Origin of the sequence: Gordonia aichiensis NBRC 108223, from assembly GCF_000332975.1 — a bacterium.
GTDB lineage: Bacteria > Actinomycetota > Actinomycetes > Mycobacteriales > Mycobacteriaceae > Gordonia > Gordonia aichiensis.
Map to the genome: position 1 here is coordinate 34956 of NZ_BANR01000006.1, position 22709 is coordinate 57664.

At 65.4% G+C, this 22709-nt stretch carries 23 protein-coding genes; 12 read left to right on the forward strand and 11 right to left on the reverse strand.

Annotated features, from left to right (window positions below; all coding sequences use genetic code 11):
• A complete protein-coding gene (locus GOACH_RS09240; protein WP_005173874.1) occupies positions 1 to 1413 on the forward strand; it encodes a condensation domain-containing protein in 1413 nt (470 codons plus the stop codon).
• Here the strand turns inward: GOACH_RS09240 and GOACH_RS09245 are convergent.
• The gene (locus tag GOACH_RS09245) at positions 1364 to 1738 is read right to left on the reverse strand and encodes a nuclear transport factor 2 family protein (protein WP_005173875.1); all 375 of its coding nucleotides are present in this window, start codon (positions 1736 to 1738) and stop codon (positions 1364 to 1366) included. The genes GOACH_RS09240 and GOACH_RS09245 overlap by 50 nt on opposite strands.
• Positions 1739 to 1844: 106 nt before the next feature.
• Between GOACH_RS09245 and GOACH_RS09250 the strand changes: the two genes are divergently transcribed.
• Positions 1845 to 2756 carry a LysR family transcriptional regulator gene (locus tag GOACH_RS09250; protein ID WP_005173876.1) on the forward strand — a complete coding sequence of 304 codons (912 nt, stop codon included), beginning with the start codon at positions 1845 to 1847 and terminating at the stop codon, positions 2754 to 2756.
• A 26-nt stretch (positions 2757 to 2782) separates the two neighbouring features.
• On the opposite strand, the gene GOACH_RS09255 is transcribed toward GOACH_RS09250, so the two are convergent.
• A complete protein-coding gene (locus tag GOACH_RS09255; RefSeq protein ID WP_005173877.1) occupies positions 2783 to 3352 on the reverse strand; it encodes a TetR/AcrR family transcriptional regulator in 570 nt (189 codons plus the stop codon).
• A 104-nt stretch (positions 3353 to 3456) separates the two neighbouring features.
• Between GOACH_RS09255 and GOACH_RS09260 the strand changes: the two genes are divergently transcribed.
• Both GOACH_RS09260 and GOACH_RS09265 read left to right on the forward strand, forming a co-directional pair.
• Positions 3457 to 4998, forward strand: coding sequence for a flavin-containing monooxygenase (locus GOACH_RS09260; RefSeq protein ID WP_005173878.1), 1542 nt, complete (start codon positions 3457 to 3459; stop codon positions 4996 to 4998).
• 76 nt (positions 4999 to 5074) lie between these two features.
• Positions 5075 to 5905 carry an SDR family NAD(P)-dependent oxidoreductase gene (locus GOACH_RS09265; protein WP_005173879.1) on the forward strand — a complete coding sequence of 277 codons (831 nt, stop codon included), beginning with the start codon at positions 5075 to 5077 and terminating at the stop codon, positions 5903 to 5905.
• A 9-nt stretch (positions 5906 to 5914) separates the two neighbouring features.
• On the opposite strand, the gene GOACH_RS09270 is transcribed toward GOACH_RS09265, so the two are convergent.
• Complete coding sequence (locus GOACH_RS09270; RefSeq protein ID WP_005173880.1) at positions 5915 to 6955, reverse strand: glycine betaine ABC transporter substrate-binding protein; 1041 nt, start codon at positions 6953 to 6955, stop codon at positions 5915 to 5917.
• Between GOACH_RS09270 and GOACH_RS09275 the strand changes: the two genes are divergently transcribed.
• The gene (locus GOACH_RS09275; RefSeq protein WP_005173882.1) at positions 6954 to 8024 is read left to right on the forward strand and encodes a magnesium and cobalt transport protein CorA; all 1071 of its coding nucleotides are present in this window, start codon (positions 6954 to 6956) and stop codon (positions 8022 to 8024) included. The two genes, GOACH_RS09270 and GOACH_RS09275, sit on opposite strands and share 2 nt — an antisense overlap.
• A 32-nt stretch (positions 8025 to 8056) precedes the next feature.
• Here GOACH_RS09275 and GOACH_RS09280 read toward each other — a convergent pair whose 3' ends face one another.
• On the reverse strand, positions 8057 to 8632 hold the full coding sequence (locus tag GOACH_RS09280; RefSeq protein ID WP_373279081.1) for a suppressor of fused domain protein: 576 nt from the start codon (positions 8630 to 8632) through the stop codon (positions 8057 to 8059).
• A 24-nt stretch (positions 8633 to 8656) separates the two neighbouring features.
• Positions 8657 to 8944, reverse strand: coding sequence for an FmdB family zinc ribbon protein (locus tag GOACH_RS23310; RefSeq protein ID WP_157227644.1), 288 nt, complete (start codon positions 8942 to 8944; stop codon positions 8657 to 8659).
• 77 nt (positions 8945 to 9021) lie between these two features.
• On the opposite strand from GOACH_RS23310, the gene fmdA reads away from it, so the two are divergent.
• Genes fmdA through GOACH_RS09300 form a run of 3 tightly spaced genes read left to right on the forward strand, consistent with a single transcriptional unit; the run spans position 9022 to position 11840 of the window.
• Positions 9022 to 10275 carry a formamidase gene (gene fmdA / locus GOACH_RS09290; RefSeq protein WP_005173888.1) on the forward strand — a complete coding sequence of 418 codons (1254 nt, stop codon included), beginning with the start codon at positions 9022 to 9024 and terminating at the stop codon, positions 10273 to 10275.
• Positions 10276 to 10306: 31 nt separating this feature from the next.
• Positions 10307 to 10993 (forward strand): metallophosphoesterase family protein, encoded by a 687-nt coding sequence (locus tag GOACH_RS09295; protein ID WP_005173890.1) that lies wholly within the window; start codon positions 10307 to 10309, stop codon positions 10991 to 10993.
• A complete protein-coding gene (locus tag GOACH_RS09300) occupies positions 10983 to 11840 on the forward strand; it encodes a ParB N-terminal domain-containing protein (protein ID WP_005173891.1) in 858 nt (285 codons plus the stop codon). Before GOACH_RS09295 ends, GOACH_RS09300 begins: the two co-directional genes overlap by 11 nt.
• 37 nt (positions 11841 to 11877) lie before the next feature.
• Here the strand turns inward: GOACH_RS09300 and GOACH_RS09305 are convergent, their stop codons facing one another.
• The 5 genes from GOACH_RS09305 to GOACH_RS09325 form a co-directional block, all read right to left on the reverse strand.
• A complete protein-coding gene (locus GOACH_RS09305) occupies positions 11878 to 13053 on the reverse strand; it encodes an ABC transporter ATP-binding protein (RefSeq protein ID WP_005173893.1) in 1176 nt (391 codons plus the stop codon).
• A 5-nt stretch (positions 13054 to 13058) separates the two neighbouring features.
• On the reverse strand, positions 13059 to 13889 hold the full coding sequence (locus GOACH_RS09310) for a carbohydrate ABC transporter permease (RefSeq protein WP_005173894.1): 831 nt from the start codon (positions 13887 to 13889) through the stop codon (positions 13059 to 13061).
• 6 nt (positions 13890 to 13895) lie between these two features.
• Positions 13896 to 15173, reverse strand: a complete 1278-nt coding sequence (locus GOACH_RS09315) for a carbohydrate ABC transporter permease (protein ID WP_005173896.1) — start codon at positions 15171 to 15173, stop codon at positions 13896 to 13898.
• On the reverse strand, positions 15170 to 16588 hold the full coding sequence (locus tag GOACH_RS09320; RefSeq protein ID WP_040518198.1) for an ABC transporter substrate-binding protein: 1419 nt from the start codon (positions 16586 to 16588) through the stop codon (positions 15170 to 15172). The genes GOACH_RS09315 and GOACH_RS09320 overlap by 4 nt, the downstream gene beginning before the upstream one ends.
• Positions 16589 to 16883: 295 nt before the next feature.
• Entirely contained in the window at positions 16884 to 17372 is a 489-nt protein-coding gene (locus tag GOACH_RS09325) for a YflT domain-containing protein (protein ID WP_005173898.1), read from the reverse strand.
• Positions 17373 to 17407: 35 nt separating this feature from the next.
• On the opposite strand from GOACH_RS09325, the gene GOACH_RS09330 reads away from it, so the two are divergent.
• The 4 genes from GOACH_RS09330 (at position 17408) to GOACH_RS09345 (ending at position 21986) form a co-directional block, all read left to right on the forward strand.
• On the forward strand, positions 17408 to 18739 hold the full coding sequence (locus GOACH_RS09330; protein ID WP_005173901.1) for a magnesium transporter MgtE N-terminal domain-containing protein: 1332 nt from the start codon (positions 17408 to 17410) through the stop codon (positions 18737 to 18739).
• A complete protein-coding gene (locus GOACH_RS09335; RefSeq protein ID WP_005173903.1) occupies positions 18736 to 19299 on the forward strand; it encodes a DUF1003 domain-containing protein in 564 nt (187 codons plus the stop codon). The genes GOACH_RS09330 and GOACH_RS09335 overlap by 4 nt, the downstream gene beginning before the upstream one ends.
• 357 nt (positions 19300 to 19656) lie before the next feature.
• Entirely contained in the window at positions 19657 to 20760 is a 1104-nt protein-coding gene (locus GOACH_RS09340; protein WP_245551860.1) for a lytic transglycosylase domain-containing protein, read from the forward strand.
• Positions 20761 to 20840: 80 nt separating this feature from the next.
• Positions 20841 to 21986 carry an Mrp/NBP35 family ATP-binding protein gene (locus GOACH_RS09345; RefSeq protein WP_005173906.1) on the forward strand — a complete coding sequence of 382 codons (1146 nt, stop codon included), beginning with the start codon at positions 20841 to 20843 and terminating at the stop codon, positions 21984 to 21986.
• Positions 21987 to 22259: 273 nt separating this feature from the next.
• Here GOACH_RS09345 and tatB read toward each other — a convergent pair whose 3' ends face one another.
• A complete protein-coding gene (tatB, locus tag GOACH_RS09355; RefSeq protein WP_005173908.1) occupies positions 22260 to 22706 on the reverse strand; it encodes a Sec-independent protein translocase protein TatB in 447 nt (148 codons plus the stop codon).
• Positions 22707 to 22709: the final 3 nt, after the last annotated feature.

Sequence of the window (22709 nt, forward strand, 5' to 3'; positions counted from 1 at the left end):
GTGCAGGTGACAACGATCGACCACTACCTCCCTGTGGCAGGCGAGTTCATCGAATGGGAGGTGGATGCGTCCGCCGCCCGATCCATGCAGTCGCCCATACTCCCCTCGTTCAACCAGTCGATCCATCTCGACGCCGCCGAGACCTCACACACGTGGCTGGCGGGGACATTCGAACTCCCAGGGCGAATCGACCGCGAGGCGCTTGGGCGTGCTTTTCACGATCTCATCGCGCGACATGGCACATTGCATTCCTCGTTCGTGCGTGGGCCGGCCGGCATCGAGCGTCACTGCCTCGATCCCGGCGCGCTTCGTGTGAGTGCGAGATCCGTGTCCCGGACAACGGACTCCGCGGAGATGCGCGACATATTGCGAGAACGACTCGACATCGGCTGCCATCCGTTCGGATTTCCCGCATACCTGCTCGGCGCCATCGATCGCGATGACCGATCCACCGTCGTGTGCGGCTTCGACCATGCACATGTCGACGCGTACTCCATCTCGATCGTGATCGATGATCTCCATCGCCTCTACACCGCGCACCGCGATCGGTACGGCGCACCGCTCCGGGATCTGCCCATGTGCGGCAACTTCATCGACTACTGCCATGACGAGCAGCAGGCCACGGCCGTCTCGATATCGGACTATCGAATGCGCGACTGGCTGCGCTTCTTCGATGCGGTCGATGGCGAACTACCCGCTTTCCCGCTCGACCTCGGAGTTGCGCCTGGCGAGCGAGCACCACAGCGAACCAGCATCCAACCGCTGCTCGACGACGCGTCGGCGACACTGTTCCAGCAGTTCTGCCGCCGCAACGGCACCACCGTATTTGGAGGTGCGCTCTCGGCGATGGCCGACGCCGTACGCCGACTCGGCGGTGGCCCCGAACTCGCGACGATATTCCCCATGCACACACGCCGCGAGGACAAATGGCTCAATGCCGTCGGCTGGTTCACCACGAATGCTCCGGTGCGCGTGGTGAGTACGGGTGACCTCGCGACGACGGCGCGTCGCACCGGGCCGGTACTGCGACGATCTATCCGCCTCGGTGAGATACCAGTCCCCCAGGTCATCGCGAACGTCGGCGGCTTCCGTCAGGTCCGCTCCGACATCTTCATGGTCTCCTACATCGACTATCGGACGCTGCCGGGTGCGAGACTGCACGAATCCATTGCCGCACACCATATCTCCAACGCCTCGACAGCCGACGACGCCCAGTTCTGGATCTCGCGCACCGACCGCGGGCTCGCGCTGCGCACCCGCTATCCGGATACGCCCGTCGCGCGCGCGACCATCACCGCATTCCTCGACGGCGTTCGTGCCTCACTGTCGGATGCGGCGGGACGCCCGCAACTGTCAACGGTGGTCAATTCGCCGCGAGCGGACGCGGGTCGAAAGTCACGCGAATCTGCGTGATCAGTCCGTTCTCCACGCGGCTCCAGTTGGCCGTCGGCAGCGATGCCTCCCGGGTCACCATGTCGAACCACGTGATCGCATCGGCACCGTCGACGACGCGCGCGTGCAGGACGAGATCACGCATGAGGTGCTCGGACATCCCGCGCAGTCCAGCGATGCACTCGTCTATACCGTGCGCCGTGCCCATCACACCGACGAAGTCGACATCGGCATCGAGTACTGCACGCAGGCGGTCGAAATCGCCTGCACGCCAAGCATCGAAGTAGGTTCTCACTGCGGCACGAGTGGTCGCGGTGTCAGCCACAGAAGTGGTGTCCACTGCCATTGTCATCCCCTTCGGATCGTGTGTCGTTGCTGTTCCCGATCCAGAGTGCTCCGGAGCCACTCATCTGTCCAACACCTGTATCGCATAGCATTTATCATTCTGAGTCATGGAACTGCATCAGCTTCGGTATGTCCTCGCTGTCGTCGACAGCGGGTCGTTCACCGCTGCAGCATCGGTACTACACATCAGCCAGTCGGGCGTGAGCACCCAGGTTCGCAAGCTCGAGAGCGAACTCGGCATCGCGATCCTCCAGCGCACCACCCGCCGGGTGATGTTGACCAGCGAAGGAGAACGAGTACTGCCGGTCCTGCGCGCCGCGGTCGAGGGAGTCGACGCCGTCGTGGCAGCGGCCGACGATCTCCGCGGACTCATCACCGGGACCCTGCGGGTCGGCACCGTGAGCGGTCTGACCTGGCGACCGGTCTTCGACGCGATCGCTCGAATGCATCACGACCATCCGGGCGTCGAGATCTCCGTCCGCGAAGGCGTCTCGACAGCGCTCATCGAGGAGGTCGAATCGGGAGAACTCGATGTAGCGATCGCCGCATGGTCTGGACATGCACCCGAGCACGTGCCCTCGGAAGTCATCGTCGACGACGCCTTGCATGCAGTCGTCGCGCGAGATCATCCGTGGGCGGCCAGAACCACCGTCGCACCCGACGAGATCGCCGAGATCGACCTGATCTCGCTCACCCGCGGTACAGGCGCCCGCACGGCGCTCGACGCATTGCTTGCACGTGAGGGGCAGATGCGACGTCCGCGTTGGGAGGTTGCGTCACCGTCACTGGCACGCATGCTCGCCACGCGAGGACTCGGCGTCGCCGCCCTCAGTGCCAGTACGGCAGCGTCATGGGACGACGTTGTCAGCCTGCCGATCAACGATCCGGACGCACGCTCCCGACTCGGGGTGGTGTGGCGTGATCCCGCATCCCCCGCCGCTGCTGCACTACTCCGCGAGATCGACCCTCACCTCGGCAGCGCTGCGCCGCCCCGTCGCGTGAACGCACGGAAGAAGTGATCGGGAAGTCGACGGCCGCCAACGGGTTAGGCGGAGGCCGCCGCGGCGATCGCAGGCAACGACGATCCGATCAACGCCAGTAACTGTTCGCGACTGATCTCCGAGTCGGTGAGCCAGCCGATCGTGACCTCCTCAACGAACGCGATCCATCCGAATGTCGCAAGGCGTATCGCGGGGGTGACCTCCACCCCCAGCGCAGGCGCGTGATCGAGGATGCGCTCGGCCATCGCCGACCTCGTGCCGTCGATGACGGCGCGCATCGCCGGGTCGGTACTCGACGCCCCACGCAAGAACGCCGTGTACGCACTGCGATGTTCGCTGACGTAGTCGACGAATGCCGACAATGAGCTCGACAGAATGGCGAGCGGGTCGTCGAGGGACTCGTCGGGCGCCGTCAGCCGCAGCATCTCCTCGCCCTGCGCCTTCGCGATCGCCACGTGAAAGTCCTGCTTCGACGCGAAGTAGTGGAACAGCAGTGCGCGCGACACGCCCGCCACCTCCGCGATCGCATCGATCGACACCTCGTCGAGCGGCCGTTCGGACACCATCTGCAGCCCAAGCGCGATGAGTTGGTCGCGTCGAGCCTCCGGGCTCATCCTGGTGCGCTTCGCCTGAGTCACATCTCCAGTCTAGGTGAGTTATTGACTTAGATTCAATAGCCTATTGACTATTGTTCAATAGCCTCCTAATGTCGGTGAGCATGACAACGCACAATGTTGAGGTCGCGATCGTCGGTGCCGGATTCTCCGGTCTCGGCGCAGCGATCAAGATGAGCCAGAATGGCTTCACCGACTACGTCATCCTCGATCGTGGAGCTGACTTCGGCGGCACCTGGCGCGACAACACCTACCCCGGCGCAGCGTGCGACGTCGCGTCGAATCTCTACTCGTATTCGTTTGCACCCAACCCCGAGTGGTCGCGCTCGTACTCCCACCAACCGGAGATCCACCGTTACATCAACGACGTGGCCGACCGCTTCGGCGTCCGCGACAAGGCCCGCTTCGGCGTCGAGGTGACCAGCGCGGTGTGGAACGAGACCGAGCAGCGATGGCTGATCGACACCGTGCCCGCGGGTACCGATCCCGCCACGTCCGAGGCGACGACCTATCGTGCGCAGCAGCTCGTCGGAGCGGTCGGGCCGTTGTGCGAGCCGAACCTCCCCGACATCGACGGGATCGACTCGTTCGGTGGCACGATCATGCACTCGGCACGCTGGGACGACGAGGTCGACCTCGCAGGCAAGCGGGTAGCCGTGATCGGCACCGGGGCGTCGGCCATCCAGATCGTGCCCGAGGTGGCCAAGCGCGTCGCTCATCTCGACGTGTATCAGCGCACGGCACCGTGGATCGTTCCGCGCACCGAACGCCCGTACACCCCGGTCGAGCACTGGCTCTTCAAGCACGCCCCCATCGTGCAAAGCGCCAGCCGCGCAGGGGTTTACGCCTTCAACGAGTTCATCGCCTTCGGCCTGACGTACTCACGCACGGCGCTCAAGCCCGTGGAGCTCGTCGCGCGCGCAAACATCGCACGCGGAATTCGTGACCGGAAGCTGCGCGAGAAGGTCACCCCCCGCTTCCAGGTCGGTTGCAAGCGAATCCTGCGGTCCAACGCCTGGTACCCGGCACTCGACCGCTCCAACGTCGACCTCGTCACCGATCCCATCGCGCGCGTGACGCCGTCGGGCATCGTGACAGCCGACGGCACCGAACGCGAGATCGACGTGCTGATCGTCGCGACCGGCTTCCACGTCACCGATTCACCGGTGTTCGACCGCATCGTCGGCGTGGGCGGGCACTCACTTGCCCAGGCGTGGGAAACCAACGGCATGCAGGGGTACAAGGGATCGTTCGTCCACGGCTTCCCGAACATGATGTTGATGGTCGGGCCGTCGACAGGCCTCGGTCACACATCGATGGTGTACATGATCGAATCGCAATTGAACTACCTGGTCGACTACCTGAAAACCGTTCGTGCAGAGTCGATCACGCGCGCCGACGTCAGCGAGGAGGCACAACGCCGGTACAACACCGGCATTCAGCACGCACTGCGCGACAGCGTCTGGGTCAACGGCGGCTGCGCGTCCTGGTATGCCGACGCCAACGGCAACATCACCACGTTGTGGCCGGGCTTCACGTTCAACTTCCGCAAGGAGACCCGTACCTTCGACGTCGCCGCCTACGATGTGACCCGCGAATCGACGCGCAGCAGCAGCGCCCCGGTGCCGGCAGAACTCGGCGCCTGACATCCGGTCTCATTCGCACCGCAGTTTTCTCGCACCAACCACTCAGCAACGCAACACCTCAACACAGGAGCACAGCATGAAGAACTTCCGCGACAAGGTCGTCGTCGTCACCGGCGCGGGCTCGGGCATGGGCCGCGAGCTGGCGGTGAAACTGGGCCAGCAGGGAGCCAAGCTCGCCATCTCCGACGTCAACCCCGACGGTCTGGCCACAACGGAGAAGCTCGTCGCCGAGACGGGTGCGCCGGTACACGCGCAGATCCTCAACGTCGCCGAGCGTGAGGCGGTTCTCGATTACGCCGACACCGTGATGGCCCACTACGGCAAGGTCAATGTCGTGTTCAACAATGCGGGCATCGCGCACCACGGCGAAGTGGAGCGCACCGAGTTCAAGGACATCGAGCGTGTGATGGACGTCGACTTCTGGGGCGTGGTCAACGGAACCAAGGCGTTCCTGCCGCACATCATCGCCTCGGGCGACGGCCACATCGTCAACACGTCGTCGCTGTTCGGCCTGCTGTCGGAGCCCGGTCAGGCCGCGTACAACTCGGCGAAGTTCGCCGTCCGTGGCTTCACCGAAGCACTCAACCAGGAGATGCTCATCGCCAAGCATCCCGTCCGGGTCACGTGCGTGCATCCCGGCGGCATCAAAACCGCGATCGCGCGTAATGCGACCGTCGCCGAGGACTACAACCAGGCGAACTTCGCCCAGTTCTTCGACAAGTACCTCGCGCGCACGTCCGCGGCGTCGGCGGCCGACACGATCATCAAGGGCGTGAAGAAGAACAAGGCGCGCGTGCTGATCGGCGCCGACGCCATCGTGCTCGACATCTGGGTGCGACTCGTGGCGTCGAAGTACCAGTCGGTCGTTGCGAGCGTCACCAAGCGCGTCACGACCTCGTTCCGCTGATTCCCATCACTACAGGCCGTGCTCGCCGAGCCATCCGACCGCCAGGTCGTGTGGCTCGGCGCCCGCGTCTGCGCGGCGCGCGAGTTCGGCCAGATCGGCCGTGGTGATCTCGCCCGCCACGCGGTTGATCTGCTTGACCTCGCTGCGGGTCAGTGCCGCGGTGCGGAACACCGGGACGAGATTCTGCGCGCGCGGACCGTTCGCGCCGGCCGGGATCTCGTCGCCCGCGCCTGAGTCGCCGAGGGCTCGGGGCGCGACCGAGTCGCTCGTGGTAGCCGTCGATGTCGGCGCGGGGACTCGCAACGCCTGGACGTGAGGCGCGGTCGGATCGACAGCGACCGCGGCGTCGAGTGCCGTCAGCACTCCCAGCGCCTGTCCCGAACCGACCCGTTCGATCAGCTCACCGGGTGAGCCGACGGACTCCACCGGGCCGAAACGGCACCCCTGTGCGGCGAATGCGGCCATGTCGGCAGGCTGCGCGCGTCCGACGACCGCGACCGGCAGTCCCTCGGGCAGCCGTCCACACTCCGCCAGATCGGTGACGTTGCTCGACTGCGCCAACGATGTCGCGACGAACACCTGGGGCGTTGCACTGACCGGTGTCGAATCTCCGACAGAAACCCCTTGGGGCAGAGATCGATTCAGTTCCTCGTAGACCTCGTCCGACCCCGTGACCGTTATGTGCGGCGCCAGCGAGGTGAGCAACTCACCACTGAACGCGGGAAACAGGTCGACCCGCGCGCGATCCATCTCGCCGAGCTGCGTCGCGTCGTCGCCTCGACGCAGCTCGGCCGCGACGGGCGCGCCCACGTCTCGCAGTGCGCCCGCGTAGATCTCAGCCATGATGCGCACGGCCTGGTCATCGCCCGCTCCGACGTGCAACAGTCGTGCCGACGGCCCGGCGTCGTGCGACGAATCCGAGCACGCCGCGATCGTGCCGGTGATGACCAGCATGATTGCAGCGATGACAGCGGTGGACCACACACGATTCCGCACGGCTCTCACGGTATAACGCCGCTTTCTCGCGGGTAGCATCCACCTCGTGCCCATGCCCAACCTCCGCCCCGGGGCGCGGAACGCCCGTGGGGCGCGTCCGCTCCCCCGCATTCCGGTCCCCGTTGCGCGGGCAGTCGTCGACTGCGCGGTCTATGTCGACGGCGTCCGCCAACCGGGGCGCACCACCTATGCCGACGCCTTCGCACAGGTACGCGAGAGCGGCGAGGGCTTTGTGTGGCTGGGTCTCGTCGCTCCCGACGACGAGCAGATGACCGGCGTCGGCGAGGTCTTCGGTCTGCACGAGCTCGTCGTCGAGGACGCCGTGCACGCCCACCAGCGACCGAAGCTCGAGATCTACGACGACATGCAGTTCCTGGTGCTGCGGACGGTCAAGTACGTCGAGCACGAATCGATGGAGAAGGCCAGCGAGGTGGTCGAGACCGGCGAGATCATGGTGTTCGCCGGCCGGGACTTCGTCATCACCGTCCGCCACGGCGACCACACCCACCTGCACAATCTGCGCCGACGACTCGAGGCTCGTCCCGAACGCCTCGCCCTCGGACCCACCGCTGTACTGCACGCGATCGCCGACAAGGTCGTCGACTCCTACCTCGCCGTCTCCGAGCGGATGGAAGACGACGTGGTGTCCATCGAGAGCAGCGTGTTCTCCCGACAGCAGCGCTGGCTCAACATCGAACCGGTCTATCTGCTCCGTCGCGAGGTTCTGGAGCTGCGCCGTGCGGTCACGCCGCTGGCCGGTCCGCTGTCTCGACTCGCGTCGGACAACACATTGGTGCCCAAGGAGATTCGACGACAGTTCCGCGATGTCTCCGACCACCTGAGCACCGTGATCGAGCACGTCGTCGAATACGACGAAGTGCTCAGTTCATTGCTCGACGCGGCCGCGACGAAGGTCAGTATTCAGCAGAACAGCGACATGCGAAAGATTTCGGCGTGGGTGGCGATCGCCGCCGTGCCGACGATGGTCGCCGGCCTGTACGGGATGAACTTCGACATCCTCCCCGGCATGCACGACCGGCAGGGCTTCGGCATCCTCTGTGTGGTCATGCTCATCATCTGCGGTGGGCTGTGGGCGACGTTCAGGCGAAGTCACTGGCTGTGAGCGCGCCACCCGAGGTGTGCGAGGCTGCGCCGTCACATCGTGGCGGGCGACCGGGACGCGTCGGCGATGTCGATGCCTGCCTCGGCCCACGCGTCACGCAGGGCGTCGGCTCCCTTGAGTCGCACCCACGCGGCCTCGTTGGCCGTGATCGGGATCGCGCGCAGGAATCGCACCGGATCCATCGGCTCGGGCAGCGCAACCTCGCCGAGCTCGTCTGTGGCGGTGACGAGCGCGGTGAACGGAGCCCCATCCCATAGCGGCTCGCCGAGATCAACCAACGCGTCGGGGGCCAAGACCAGTCCCTCGACCGCCGGAGCTGCGGCAACCGTGGCCAGCCGACGGTGCAGGCCGGGCATCGGGGCGCCCGCCTTCATCCGCACCACGAGCTCGACGCGGGGACCGCGCACCGGGTCGGGAGCCAGATCGCCGGGGTCGGCCATCGGATGGCGCGCACATCCGAGCGTCACGAACACCACGCCGTCGTCGAGCACAAACCGTTCGACATCGATGGGCTCGACGCCCAGGAAGGTCACCGACGCCCGTTGCGGCTCGACACCGAGGTGTGAGACGACGAAATCGTGCACGGTGGCGGTGACAGAAGGACTCACGGCACTCAACGGTAGCCGCGCGGTTCAGGGACGCGGAAGCCGACGGTGCAGTGGATTGGTGGTGACCGGCGTCGACCGTCGGGCCGAGCCCGGTACCGACGACACCACGGCAGGCCTGTCCGCGGTGGCCGCCGTGGCGTCGTGCACCCGCATCGCGTCGCTGTCTCCGACGCCGAGCCTGGCAGCTGTCACTATCCGTCGGGCGCGCTGCGCGCACCTCGGACAGGTGATGTCGTCGGGCACGGCGGTCATCGAGTGCACCTGTTCGACGTCATCGCATGCCTGCGAGCACCGGAAGACGTAGGTTGGCATGTGCACGACCATAGCGCGACCTCCGCGTCGCGGAACCTCGAAATGCACTGCACCCCTCGCGCCACCAGGAGGCCGTCATGCCGGAGTTGCTGTTCCCACTGGACTCGTCGAAGCCGTTCACGTCCCAGCAGATCATCGGGCACAACCGGTGGCATCCCGACATTCCGGCCGCGGTCACGGTGAAGCCGGGCGACAGCTTTCGCGCGCACTGCCGTGAGTGGTTCGACGGTGCGATCCACAACGACGACTCGGCCGAGGACATTCTCAACGCCCCGCTGAACAATGTGCACACGTTGTCGGGTCCGTTCGCCATCGAAGGCGCAGAGCCGGGTGACCTGCTGATCGTCGACATCCTCGACGTCGGGCCGATCCCGCAGGAGGATTCGGGTCCCCTCGCCGGACAGGGCTGGGGCTACACCGGCATCTTCGCCAAGCTCAACGGCGGCGGATTCCTCACCGAACAGTTTCCCGACGCCTACAAGGCGGTCTGGGATTTCGCCGGGCAGAGCGCCACGAGTCGCCATGTGCCGCATGTGAAGTACACCGGCATCGTGCATCCGGGGCTGATGGGTACCGCGCCGAGTCCGCAGCTGCTCGCTGCGTGGAACGCTCGTGAAGGCGCACTGATCGCCACCGATCCCGACCGCGTGCCGCCGTTGGCACTTCCGCCCGAGCCCGACGGCGCCATCCTCGGCTCGCTGGCCGGCGCCGAGTTCGACCGCGTCGCCGCAGAGGGGGCACGGACCGCACCTCCGCGCGAGAACGGCGGAAATCAGGACATCAAGAATCTCACCAAGGGAACCCGCGTCTTTTATCCCGTGTTCGTACCGGGAGCCAATCTCTCCTTCGGCGATCTCCACTTCTCGCAGGGCGATGGCGAGATCACCTTCTGCGGCGCCATCGAGATGGGTGGCTTCATCGATCTGCACGTCGACCTCATCAAGGGCGGTATGGAGACCTACGGCGTCAGTGAGAACGCAATCTTCATGCCGGGCAACACCGATCCGCAGTACTCGGAGTGGATCGCCTTCTCCGGCACGTCTGTGACCCTCGACGGCGAGCAGCGCTATCTCGACTCGGATCTGGCCTACCAGCGGGCATGCCTGCACGCGATCGAGTATCTGACGAAGTTCGGCTACAGCCCCGAGCAGGCTTACCTGCTGCTCGGTTCCGCGCCGATCGAGGGGAGACTGTCGGGCGTCGTCGACATCCCCAATTCCTGTGCCACGGTGTACATTCCGACTGCGATTTTCGACTTCCCGGTGGCTCCCTCGAAGGACGGGCCGGTGCGGATCGACCCGGGCATCGGCGCGCCGCACGCGAGTTTCTGAACGCAGGGAGGCGGCGCCTACGCTTGGGCCCATGGTGAGTGTGCTCGCGGTGGCCGACGAGGTGGTCGACTCGCTGACGTTCGGCGTGGGCATTGAGGGCAAGCCCGACCTCATCCTGGGCGCGGGCGATTTGCCGTTCGACTACCTCGATGCGCTGGTCTCGCTGTACGACGCTCCGTGCGTCTACGTGCCCGGTAACCACGACCCCGATCTGTCGGGCTACCGCCACTCCAGAACGGGGTGGACGCGGGCGGGGCTACCCGCGCGCGATCCCGGCCCACTCGGAGCCCTCAACGCCGACGGACGCACGGTCGAGGCCGCCGGATTGCGCATCAGCGGCCTGGGAGGCTCGATCCGGTACAGCAACGGACCCAATCAGTACACCGAGCGCCAACAACGTCTGCGCAGCTGGCGGTTACGTCTCGGTGTGCACCTGTCGCGGCATCGACCCGACATCGTTCTCACCCACAGCCCCGCGCGCGGTGTCGGGGACGGCGCGGACGGTCCGCATCGTGGATTCGAGTGCCTCCACGGACTCGTGCACGATCTCCACCCGGCACTGCTCGTCCACGGCCACGTACACCCTTTCGGCGCCCATCCGACCGATAAACTCGTCGGCGACGACACCGTCTCGATGAACGTTGTGGGCTACTGTCAGTTCGACATCACTCCCGGAGGCCGCGACTTCACGATCATGAGGCGACGATATGGCGCGTGACACCGGATTTCCCGACGCCGACGCCGAGAACGACTTCGCACGTATGCGGCGACAGGCCGAGCTCGCGCGCCTCACCCACTGGTTCACCCGTCAGCCCGCGGACGTCAACACGATCCTGCCCTTCGACGAGGTGGTACGCGCGTTGGGCCGAACCGGGGAAACCAACCTGGGACTGCAGCAGGTCCCCGTCCGTGACATCGTCGGAAGCGTCGACCGTACAACGGATTTCGACAAGTACTTCCGGCCCACCTCGTCGCGCATCCGACAACGCTGGCAACGATTGGCCGCCGCGCAACGTCGAGGCGAGTCGGTGCCGCCGGTACTGCTGTACAAGATCGGATCGATGTACTTCGTGATCGACGGCCATCATCGCGTCTCGATCGCGATCGCACGTCACCTCGAGACGATCGACGCCTACGTCACCGAAATCCACACGCGTATCACTCCCGACGGCATCAACGCGCCGTCGGATCTCGTGCTGAAGGATCACCGTCGGCTTTTTCTGGCTCGTGTTCCACTGGCCGGAGCCCAGGCCGATGCCGTTCGCCTCTCCGACCCGTTCGCCTACGCCGAGTTGGCGGAGGCGGTAGAGGCATGGGGATTCAGGCTCAGCCAGGAACTCGGTGAGTTCGTCAGTCGGCAGGAGGCCGCGCGCCGGTGGTTCGGCGAGGAGTTCCTACCGGTCGTCAGAATGGCACGTCGCGCAGAGGTCCGGCCCGACATCACCGACGACGCGGAGCTGTACATGTGGGTCGCCGGCGAGCGATACCGTCTGGTGCGCAGGCACATCTGGGACGACGAGATCATCGACGAACTACGCGAACAGTCGCGGCGCAGGCGGCGCTAGTGGCGGCGTCCTTCTCCCGTGATCACGCGGGCCGGGATCACCTGTGCCGCAAACTCGCACCGGACTGCTGATCGAACACCGCGATCTTGTCCGTGTCGAACACCAGCTCGGCGCGCGAGTTCTTCGTCACCGACGACTCGGGCGAGAGCCTTGCGACCATCTCGCCGGTACCGAGTTCTGATCCCGAATCGGCTGCCAACTCGGCCAGTGCGTCGTTGGCCGCGCGGTTGGAATCAATGGTGAAGTAGGCGTACTTGTCCGAACCCATGGACTCGAGAACATCGATGTCGGCGGTGAACGTGGTGCCGCGCGCTTTCACCGAGGGGTCGATCAACGTGGCGTCCTCGATCTGCTCCGGCCGGATGCCGATCAGTACCTCGCCGTTACTACCCTGGCTCTTCGCCTCGGCAGCAATGGCGTCGTGATCGCCGAGAACGAGCCGCCCCAGCGGGGTGTCGATCGCCTCGGCGCTCAGCGTTCCCGGCAGGAAGTTCATCGACGGCGAGCCGATGAATCCGGCGACGAACACGTTGACCGGGTCGTTGTAGAGCTCGTTGGGAGTCCCGACCTGCTGCACGTATCCGTTGCGCATCACCACAACACGATCGCCGAGGGTCATCGCCTCCGTCTGATCGTGGGTGACGTAGACGGTCGTCGTGTTCAGTCGTGTCTGCAGTCGCGAGATCTCGGTGCGCATCTGTACTCGGAGCTTCGCGTCGAGGTTCGACAGGGGCTCATCCATCAGGAATGCCTTGGGCGACCGCACGATCGCGCGTCCCATGGCGACTCGCTGACGCTGACCACCCGACAGATTCGACGGCTTGCGGTCGAGGTACTGCTCGAGGTCGAGGATCTTCGCGGCCTCGTCGACCTTCTTGGTGATCTCGTCCTTCGGCAGTTTGGCGAGCGTGAGAGGGAACGCGATGTTCTGGCGCACCGTCATGTGCGGGTAGAGCGCGTAGCTCTGAAACACCATGGCGATGTCGCGGTCCTTGGGCGACTTGTCGTTGACCCGTTCGCCACCGATATACAGATCACCACTGCTGATGTCCTCGAGTCCGGCGATCATGTTGAGCGTCGTCGACTTTCCGCAACCCGACGGTCCGACAAGGATGATGAACTCGCCGTCGGCGATAGTGAGGGAGAAGTCGTGAACGGCGACAGTGCCGTCCGCGTACTTCTTGCTGACGTTGTCGAGCACGATGTCTGCCATGGCGGCTATCCCTTCACCGCGCCGGAGGTCAAGCCGGCGACGATTCGACGTTGGAAGAAGAGCACAAAGATGATGATCGGAATGGTGATGACCACCGCGGCGGCGGCGATGGAACCGGTCGGCTCCTCGAACTGTGAACTACCGGTGAAGTTCGCGATCGCGACCGGCGCCGTGATCGCCCGCTCGGTCGACGTCAGCGACAACGCGAGGAGCAGGTCGTTCCACGCGAAGATGAACACCAGGATCGCAGCCGTGACCACGCCGGGCGCCGCCAATGGGGCGATCACCTTGCGAAACGCCTGAAAAGGCGTGGCGCCGTCCATCTTTGCTGCCTTCTCCAGTTCCCACGGGATCTCCCGGAAGAACGCCGACAGCGTGTAGATCGCCAGCGGCAGCGCAAAGGTGATGTACGGGAGGATCAGACCGAGCCAGGTGTCGAAGAGACCGATGCTGCGTTCGATGTTGAACAGCGGGGTCACCAGCGAGATCTGGGGGAACATCGCGATGAGCAGGGCGGCACCGACGAGCAGCTTCTTGCCGGGGAAGTCCAGCCGCGCAACGGCGTAGGCGGCCATCGTTCCGATCACGACAGCGATGAGAGTGGTGATCAAGCCGATCCCGAGTGAGTTGCGCAGTGCGGAGGTGAACGCGCTCGTCTGGAAGATCCCGGAATAGTTCTCGAGCGTCCAGTGGGTCGGGATGAAATTGCCGTCGGTCACGCTGCTCGCCGGTTTGAACGACAGGCTGATGATCCACAGCAGCGGAATGATCGCATAGAGCACGACCAGGATGTCGGCGATCAGCCAGCCGACCCGAGATTTGGCGGTGCGGTTCATGGCGTCCTACCTCCCCTCGTTGTCGGAACCGGGCGCGGCCGTGCCGAAGCCCTTGATGAAGATGAAGGCGATGATCGCGACACACACGAAGATCAGTATCGAGATCGCTGATCCCACACCGAGATTGAACGCCTTGAACAGGTTGTCGTAGCCGAGCATCGAGACCGAGTAGGTGTTGTTGTTGCCGGCCGTGAGCACGTAGATGTTGTCGAAGATCCGGAACGCGTCGAGCGTACGGAACAGCAGTGCGACCAGAATCGCAGGCTTCATCATCGGAATGATGATGCGCCGCAGGCGCGTCCACGCCCCTGCACCGTCGACCTCCGCTGCCTTGAGTAGTTCGTCGGGGACCAATGCGAGACCGGCGAGGAGGAGCAGCGCCATGAACGGGGTCGTCTTCCAGACCTCGGCGAGCACGATGATCGCCAGCGACGGCCACTGCTGGGTCAGCGGGGCGCTGCCGTCGGGCAGCAGATTCGCGAGATAACCGGTACCGGGAGTCCAGGCGTAGTACCACGAGAAGGCTGCCGCAACGGTCACGATGCCGTAGGGAATCAGCACGACGGTCCGTATCACGCCACGTCCGAAGATGGTGCGGTGCATCACGATGGCGATCGCCATGCCCAGGACCAACTCGATGACGACCGACACCACTGTGATCCCGATCGTGACGAGAAGCGCCGTCCACCAGTAGTTGGAACTGAGCACGGTGCCGTAGTTGCTGAACCAGGTGAACTCGCGCTCGCCGGGTGCGGAGAGACTCGACTTGTTGAGCGACAGCCAGAATGCGTAGACGATCGGGTATGCGGTGACCACCAGCATGAGGATCACGGCTGGGGCGATCAGCCAGTACGCGAGTCGACGCTCCTGCTTCTTGCCCTCACTCACCTCACGGGATCGCGTGACGCGCTTCGAGTGCTCTGGACGCGCCAGGGTAGCCGTCGCGCCACCGCCTGCCCGACCGCTGCTTTCCGCGCGTGCGGCAGCGCCGACGACCGTCGCCTCCGCCGCCGTGGGTGTCAGGGGCGCCGACTTCTCCGGTGACGGACCGCCGACCGTCGGCGCGGCATGCTCGGGCTCGCCGCCAACGGGCTTTCCGAGTCGCTCCGGCGGTGTCCACGCGTCCGAATGCACGGTGCGACCGTACGATCCCGGCCCGTGCCCGGCTCCGGACCTGTCCATCGTGGCCGAGTCCCCGATCTCGTCACCGTCTCCGGGCAGCGCGTGCCTGCCCCTGCGGTCCTCGGCCGGGTCGTTACCCGTGCCGTCGTTACCAGATGTCATGGGATGAGTCCCTCCCCGTCGATCGCCTTCTGCACCTGCTCGGCCAACTGGTCGACGAGGGTCTCGGGGTCCCAGGAACCGACCGGAGAGAGCTTGGCCTGCAGCAGCGTCGAGATCGCTTGGTAGTCGGGTGATTTCGGCCGCAGTGCGGCATGTTCGGGTTCGAGCTGGAGTTTGATGTCATCGGCCATCGGATAAGCAGCACGGAAATCGGGATCGCTGTACAGCGACGAGATGACCGGCGGCGTACCCGCATCGATCGAATAGAACTTCTGCGCGCGAGCATTGGTCAGGCACATCGCAGCCTCGAAGGCGAGGTCTTTCTGCTGCGACGTGTTCGCCACCGCGATGTTCAGACCACCGACCGTGCTCTTCGCCGGAATTCCCTCTGTCACGCCGGGATACGGCGCGAAGTCGAACTTCTGCCGAACCGCACGTGTCACCGGCGCCAACTGCTCGTCGGTAGGTGTCTTGTCCTTGTCGGCGAAGAGACCCGAATACTGCTGCACATCGGTCAGGAACGGCACGCTGCCCGCGGCCGCATTCTCGCGCATCGAGGACAACACGAACGGCCAGTTGACCTGATAGATCGCCTTACCGGTCTCCATTCCGAGGCGCGAGCTGGTCTCGTCGCCGTTGGTCAACGAGGGATCGTGTCCAGGCGCGGTCGCGACCGCCTTGAGTACCTGCAGTGCCTTCACCGTGGCAGCGCGGTGTTCGGGGGTGTCGTTGAGCGTCACCTTGTTCGGGTCGTCGGGATCGACCACCTCGCCACCCGCACTTGCGAGCACCGAGTTGAACCAGACCATCAAGCCTTCGTACTGCTTGCCCTGCACCATGATGTAGCTCGGTCCGCCTTTGGCGAGGCTCTTGGTGGAGTCGGCGACCATGCCGTCCCACGTCTTCGCGGGTTGGCTCTTGTCGAGCGTCTCACGCAGAACATCCTTGCGGTACCAGAGCAATTGGGTGTTGGTCCAGATCGGGATCGCATACAGTCGCTCGGCGTCGTCGTGCTTGGTCTTCCATTTCGCAGTCTCCAGCGGTCCGCCGAGCGTGCGTCCCTCGACCTCGCCGGTGAGATTGTCGGGAACCGGTGTGAGCCATCCGGCGTCGGCGAACTCGGCGGTCCACACGACGTCCATACCCATCAGATCGAGACTCTTGTCGTTACCCGACAGGCGCCGCGCCAGCTGCAGACGCTGGTCGTCGGCGGCCTTCGGCAACGTGGTGGTCACGATGCGGTATCGACCGTCGGACTCCTGGGAACACTTGTCGCCCATGGCTCTGATCGAATCGGCGCCGTCTGCGGGCGGATAGAGATTCAGGACGCCCGGCTCGTGGCCGGATCCGCACGCCGAGACGATCGGCAGCGCCGTGGCCAGTGCTGCAGCGGCTACCACCGCCTTTATCGACATCCGTCGCGATCGGCTGCGCTTCACTGATCGATCGATGGCCGTGGCGCCGTTCGATCCACGACCGCAGTCTCCTACTCCCGTATCCCTCTCGCCATTCCCACTACCGATCTGCTCACCGTCGCTCCGCACGCAGCCTCCTTGATGTCGCACGCAGCACAGCACGCGTCACCGCGAGCCATGGCGTTGAGAGCTACGCTAGCCCGGCGCGGTAGTGACAAGCAACACATTCGGCGCGACCGTGCCAATGTTGGGTGAACACGCAGGAATCAAGGGCGAGTGGGGCGTCGCCGACGACTCAGGGGTTGAGGCGTGCCAGCATGTCGCGGGCCTTCTCGGCGCTCTTCGGGTCGCAGAGCACGTCGTAGCGTCCGGCGACGAGCTGCATCGTCGACGCGAAGTCGCGCTGCCCACGAGTCGCCGCATACGGGATCGTCGTCGAGATGACGCCGAAGACGACGCCGCCGACGAGACCGAACAGGATCGGCACGAACGGATTACCGCTGACCACGAGTGAGACCAGGAGCCCGAAGAACAGGCCGAGCCACGCACCGGAGACGATGCCGCCGCCGATCACCTTGCCCCATGTGAGTCGACCGATGACACGCTCGACCTGCATCAGGTCGACACCGACGATCGTGACGTCCTGAACGGTGAAGTTCTCGTCGGAGAGATAGTCGACGGCGCGTTGTGCCTCAGCGTAAGTCGAGTACGAGCCGATCGGCCAGCCTTTCGGCGGCGTCGGGAGACCGGGGGTCTGCCGACCGGAACTCATCGGGTTGGTCATGTCATGTCCTCCACTCGGCCACTACCCTTACCCCCATGGCGTCGGTGAGCAAGGTCTTCGTGGCCAGATTAGTCGGATTGGCGGTCCTTGGTCCTGACGGTGAGTCGATCGGCCGTGTCCGCGATGCCGTGATTGCCGTCCGCCTGCCCGGACAGCAGCCGCGCGTGCTCGGGCTCGCCGTCGAATTGGCCACGCGCCGAAGGATCTTCGTGCCCATGCTTCGGGTGACCTCCATCGATCCCACCGCGGTCACACTCAACACCGGAACCGTCAGCCTGCGACGGCTGCACCTGCGTCCGGGCGAGGCACTTGCGATCGGACAGATCCTGGATTCGCGCGTCCGGATCGACGACCCCGACCACGACGATCTCGCGGGCATCGACATGGTCGTCGTCGACCTCGGGATCGAGCGCACCCGAACTCGTGACTGGGTCGTGTCACGTGTCGCGGCACGTCCGGCACGCCGAGGACTGCGACGCGGCGAAACCATTGTGGTGGAGTGGAATCGGGTACACGGACTCACCCAGAGCGCCCTCGAACTGCCGGGGCAGGGCGTGGCGCAGGCACTTTCCCAGTTCGAGGGGATGCGGGCCGCCGACGTCGCCAACGCGCTGCGCGAGCTTCCGCCGAAACGCCGGGACGAGATCGCCGAGGCACTCGACGACGAGCGCCTCGCCGACGTGCTGCAGGAGTTGCCGCCCGACGACCAGACCGACGTGCTTGCGCACCTCGACGTCGAACGCGCCGCAGACGTGCTCGAGGCCATGGATCCCGACGACGCCGCCGATCTACTCGGCGAACTGTCCGACACCGAGGCCGAGTCGCTGCTCGAGCGCATGGATCCGCAGGAGTCCGAACCCGTGCGACGGCTGCTGACCCACTCGCCCGACACCGCCGGCGGACTCATGACCTCCGAGCCGCTGATCGTGACGGCGTCGACCACCATCGCCGAGGCGCTCGCACGCGTGCGCGATCCCGACGTCACTCCCGCTGCGGCCAGCATGATCTTCGTCGTGCGACCACCGACCGCCACCCCGACCGGCCGCTATCTGGGATGTGTGCACCTGCAGGCACTGCTACGCGAGCCACCTGCGAACATCGTCGGTGGCATCCTCGATGCGGATCTGCAGTCGTTGCACCCCGACGATTCGCTCGAGACCGTCACTCGCTATTTCGCGACATACAACCTCGTCTGCGGCCCGGTGGTCGATGACGAGAACCATCTCCTCGGAGCGGTCAGCGTCGACGACCTCCTCGACGAGATGCTCCCGCGTGATTGGCGTGAGAAAGAACCCGAAGACGACGAACCAGAGTCGACAACAGCGGACGCCGCGAGCGGCACCGGCACACCAGGAGCGAGCGTATGACGAGCGAGCAGAGCACCCGCCGCCTCGACACACCGCGCGTCAACCGGCGTCCGTCGTTCCACGTCGACAGCGACCTGGTCGGGATGTATGCCGAGCGGATCGCACGGTTCCTCGGCACCGGCCGCTACCTCGCTATCCAGACGGTAATTGTCATCGTGTGGATCATCCTCAACCTGAGCTGGGTGGCGCTGCGCTTCGACCCGTATCCGTTCATCCTGCTCAATCTGGCTTTTTCCACCCAGGCTGCCTACGCGGCCCCGTTGATCCTCCTGGCACAGAACCGGCAGGAAAACCGTGACCGCGTCGCGCTCGACGAGGATCGTGCGCGCGCCGCCCAGACAAAGGCCGACACGGAGTTCCTCGCACGCGAGCTCGCCGCGGTTCGGCTCGCGGTCGGCGACACAGTCACCCGCGACTACCTACGCAAAGAACTCGACGACATGCTCGACGACCTCGCCGACCGGCTCGTCGCGCGCCTCGACGGACTCGACGGCGCCACCGCGAACGGCGACAGCACGCAGTCGTCGACGAGGACGCGGCGCCACCACCCAGATCGGTGAGCCCCGGTCACCGACGGTTCGTACCGAGGATCGTCGGCGCGGCGCCGTTCATCGTGAGCGCGGCGACGACTCGTCGAAGGGGCGTAACTTCGCCGCCAGATCACGCGATGACTTTCACATGGTGAACTTTTGTGGGGGTTCCGCAATCGGACGCATGACCCATATGTATGGTGGGTCACAGCCGGAGCGCCGTAGATACCACGATGACGGCGACGCCCGGCGTTTCTTTCCGGGGTGGGCCCTCCTGCTCGTGCACGGCACGACGCGATGGGTGCCGGCGGACTGTGGAGGCAACGGAGTGTCGATGATGGGTCACATTCGGCGAACGGGTGGCAGCGAGCTCGGAGGAGTCCGAGGTTGAGAGCGCCACATCCTTTTCGACGTCGTCGCGGTCCCAAGCGCACCCGCCTGCCCGGCCGAGCACTCGCCGTGGGCGCGGGTGGTGCCCTCGTCGGTGTGATGGTGCTCGGTGCAGCGACCTCGAGTGCCCAGGGCGGCGTTCCGGTCGCGCTCAAGGCGGAGTCCGAGAAGCCGGTCGTGCTCGCAGCCGTCGCGCCTGCCGAACCCGTCGCGCTGCTCGGTTTCGCTCCACCGCCGACCGTCTCGGCCGCCGCCGCAGAGGCGGCAGCGACCGCGAACCCGCAGTACCGCCTCGCCGCTGACCTGCCCTCGGGGCCGCTCGGCATCCCCGGTGTGGTGTTGCAGGCCTACAAGCTCGCCGCCAACCGCCTCGGCAGCGAACAAGCGCAGTGCAAGCTGCCGTGGTTCCTGCTCGCCGGTATCGGACGGATCGAGTCGAATCACGCGAGCAACGGTTCGGTCGACCAGTACGGCAACACGATCAATCCCATCGAGGGGCCGGTTCTCGACGGTTCCCTCGCAGGCAATGAGGTGATTCGCCACGAGGGCGGCTTCGCCCGCGCAATGGGGCCCATGCAGTTCATCCCGAGTACATGGGCAGCGTGGGGCGCCGACGCCAACGGCGACGGCAAGGCAGACCCGAACAACATCTTCGACGCCACATACTCTGCGGGCCGCTACCTGTGCTCTGGATTCACCGACATCATGACCGACAAGAACAAGGTCGCTGCCGTCTATCGGTACAACCACTCGATGGACTACGTGAACAACGTGCTCGCCTGGGCCGCCGCATATGCGACCGGCGTCATGCCGACCAGCCCTATCCCCGAGCCCAAACGGCCGCCCTCCTCGTCGAAATCGTCGAGCTCCACGCCGTCAAAGCCGCCGAAGCCCGGCCAGCCCGGCCCTGACTCGTCGTCGGATTCCTCGACGCCGCCGAGCCCGTCGACTCCGTCGCAGCAATGCCTCGGCGCGATCTGCCTGCCACCTGGCATCACGATCCCCGGACAGCCGGCACCCAAGCCTGCGCCGAAGAAGGCACCCCAGAAACCGGGAGCTCCGGCCACGAGCACCCCCGCTCTCAAGGTCGTGCCGGGCTAGACACACCCGATACCCCGGCCAACGGCTGCCATCACCACCCGTTCTCTACCTGCGCTGATCGCGGCGCTAAGCTGGCGGAGATGACTACCGGAGTCCAGCCAACCGAATCCGCGATCCGCTCGGCACTGAGCAAGGTCAACGACCCAGAGATCGGCAAGCCGATCACCGACCTGGGGATGCTGAAGTCGGTGCAGATCAACGACGACGCGAGCGTCGACGTCACCGTGTACCTGACGACGTCGGGTTGTCCGATGCGCAGCGAGATCGCCGGCCGGGTGGAGAAGGCCGTCGCCGACGTCCCCGGTGTGGGCACGATTCGCGTCGATCTCGACGTGATGGACGACGAACAGCGCACCGAGCTACGCAAGAAGCTGCGCGGCGACAAAGCAGAGCCGGTCATCCCGTTCGCGCAACCGGGTTCACTGACCAGGGTCTACGCGGTCGCGTCCGGGAAAGGTGGCGTCGGAAAGTCGTCGGTGACGGTCAACCTGGCCACCGCTCTTGCGCAGCGCGGCCTGTCCGTTGGCGTCCTCGATGCCGACATCTACGGCCATTCCGTCCCGCGCATGCTCGGTAGCGATGCGAAGCCGACGCAGGTCGAGAAGATGATCATGCCGCCGATGAGTCACGACGTGCGATTCATCTCGATCGGGCAGTTCACCGACGGCAACACCCCCGTCACGTGGCGCGGACCGATGCTGCACCGTGCGTTGCAGCAGTTCCTCGCCGACGTCTACTGGGGCGATCTCGACGTTCTCCTGCTCGACCTCCCGCCGGGTACCGGCGACGTCGCGATCTCCATTGCTCAGCTCATCCCCGGCGCGGAGATCCTCGTGGTCACCACTCCGCAGCAGGCAGCGGCGGAGGTCGCCGAGCGCGCAGGTGCGATCGCGCTGCAAACGAGGCAGAAGATCCTCGGCGTCGTCGAGAACATGTCGTGGCTGGAGCTGCCCGACGGAAGCCGGATGGAGCCATTCGGCTCCGGCGGCGGCGAGAAGGTCGCCGAGCGGTTGACCCGTGCTGTCGGGTCGACCGTCGAATTGCTCGGCCAGGTGCCGCTGGAGACGGCTCTTCGCAAGGGCGGTGATTCCGGTGAGCCCGTGGTGCTTTCGGCGCCCGAGTCGGCATCGGGGCGGGCACTGCGCGCTATCGCGGACAAACTAGCGGTACGTCGACGCGGCCTGGCGGGCATGAGCCTCGGCATCGACACGACCCGCCACAGCTGACGCCGCGTCGATCCGTCAGTCGAGCGCGACGTGGTCATCGAGTCTCGGTAAGCGCGCAGTCTCGGATGTGTACCGAGCGACGATGGCGGCATCCCAGCTGCAACCACCATTGAGGGAGCTGACGACGACAGAGCACGAGTCGTTCCAACGCCCGGGGCAACTCCACGCCAGCAGATTGAACATGATCGGGACCACCGTCGGTACTCCTGGCGAGGCTCCGAGTAGGCCTGCGGCGGTGCCGTCAGGGCTCACCACCCTGCCACGACCAGTCCGTCAGGTCGCATCCCAGTCGGTCACATCGTGCCGACGGCCGGAGGGGCGCACCGTCGGGTTCGACGCCGAGCCGTGATCGTCCTTCGTCATGGGGACCGGCGCGGAGACGGGTTTGATCGGCGGCGAGTCGGAGTCCCGTTCGACGGTGCTGGACCCCGGTCCGCTGGTGAAGATCGACGAGTCGCCGTCGAAGAGGTGCCTGGTGATCATCGACTGCGGAGTCATGCCGCGGAGCTCATTGAGTTGTGACAGCGGCTTGCGTAACTCGTCGAACTCGGGGCCGAAGTCGTTCTTCAACTGGTCGGTCGCACCTGTTGCATACTCGCGGGCCTTGCGCAGCGACTGCATCGTCCACGACACCGCGCCGGGCAGACGTTCCGGACCGAGGATGACCAAGGCAGCCACGAGCAGCACGAGGATCTCGCCCCAACCGATGCTGCTGAACATGAC

Bases quoted from the DNA above. Each gene is read 5' to 3' on its own strand.
- GOACH_RS09245 (WP_005173875.1), bottom strand. From the start codon at position 1,738: ATGGCAGTGGACACCACTTCTGTGGCTGACACCGCGACCACTCGTGCC.
- GOACH_RS09250 (WP_005173876.1), top strand. From the start codon at position 1,845: ATGGAACTGCATCAGCTTCGGTATGTCCTCGCTGTCGTCGACAGCGGG.
- GOACH_RS09255 (WP_005173877.1), bottom strand. From the start codon at position 3,352: ATGAGCCCGGAGGCTCGACGCGACCAACTCATCGCGCTTGGGCTGCAG.
- GOACH_RS09260 (WP_005173878.1), top strand. From the start codon at position 3,457: ATGACAACGCACAATGTTGAGGTCGCGATCGTCGGTGCCGGATTCTCC.
- GOACH_RS09265 (WP_005173879.1), top strand. From the start codon at position 5,075: ATGAAGAACTTCCGCGACAAGGTCGTCGTCGTCACCGGCGCGGGCTCG.
- GOACH_RS09275 (WP_005173882.1), top strand. From the start codon at position 6,954: ATGCCCAACCTCCGCCCCGGGGCGCGGAACGCCCGTGGGGCGCGTCCG.
- GOACH_RS09270 (WP_005173880.1), bottom strand. From the start codon at position 6,955: ATGGGCACGAGGTGGATGCTACCCGCGAGAAAGCGGCGTTATACCGTG.
- GOACH_RS23310 (WP_157227644.1), bottom strand. From the start codon at position 8,944: ATGCCAACCTACGTCTTCCGGTGCTCGCAGGCATGCGATGACGTCGAA.
- fmdA (WP_005173888.1), top strand. From the start codon at position 9,022: ATGCCGGAGTTGCTGTTCCCACTGGACTCGTCGAAGCCGTTCACGTCC.
- GOACH_RS09295 (WP_005173890.1), top strand. From the start codon at position 10,307: ATGGTGAGTGTGCTCGCGGTGGCCGACGAGGTGGTCGACTCGCTGACG.
- GOACH_RS09300 (WP_005173891.1), top strand. From the start codon at position 10,983: ATGGCGCGTGACACCGGATTTCCCGACGCCGACGCCGAGAACGACTTC.
- GOACH_RS09305 (WP_005173893.1), bottom strand. From the start codon at position 13,053: ATGGCAGACATCGTGCTCGACAACGTCAGCAAGAAGTACGCGGACGGC.
- GOACH_RS09310 (WP_005173894.1), bottom strand. From the start codon at position 13,889: ATGAACCGCACCGCCAAATCTCGGGTCGGCTGGCTGATCGCCGACATC.
- GOACH_RS09315 (WP_005173896.1), bottom strand. From the start codon at position 15,173: ATGACATCTGGTAACGACGGCACGGGTAACGACCCGGCCGAGGACCGC.
- GOACH_RS09320 (WP_040518198.1), bottom strand. From the start codon at position 16,588: ATGTCGATAAAGGCGGTGGTAGCCGCTGCAGCACTGGCCACGGCGCTG.
- GOACH_RS09325 (WP_005173898.1), bottom strand. From the start codon at position 17,372: ATGACCAACCCGATGAGTTCCGGTCGGCAGACCCCCGGTCTCCCGACG.
- GOACH_RS09330 (WP_005173901.1), top strand. From the start codon at position 17,408: ATGGCGTCGGTGAGCAAGGTCTTCGTGGCCAGATTAGTCGGATTGGCG.
- GOACH_RS09335 (WP_005173903.1), top strand. From the start codon at position 18,736: ATGACGAGCGAGCAGAGCACCCGCCGCCTCGACACACCGCGCGTCAAC.
- GOACH_RS09345 (WP_005173906.1), top strand. From the start codon at position 20,841: ATGACTACCGGAGTCCAGCCAACCGAATCCGCGATCCGCTCGGCACTG.
- tatB (WP_005173908.1), bottom strand. From the start codon at position 22,706: ATGTTCAGCAGCATCGGTTGGGGCGAGATCCTCGTGCTGCTCGTGGCT.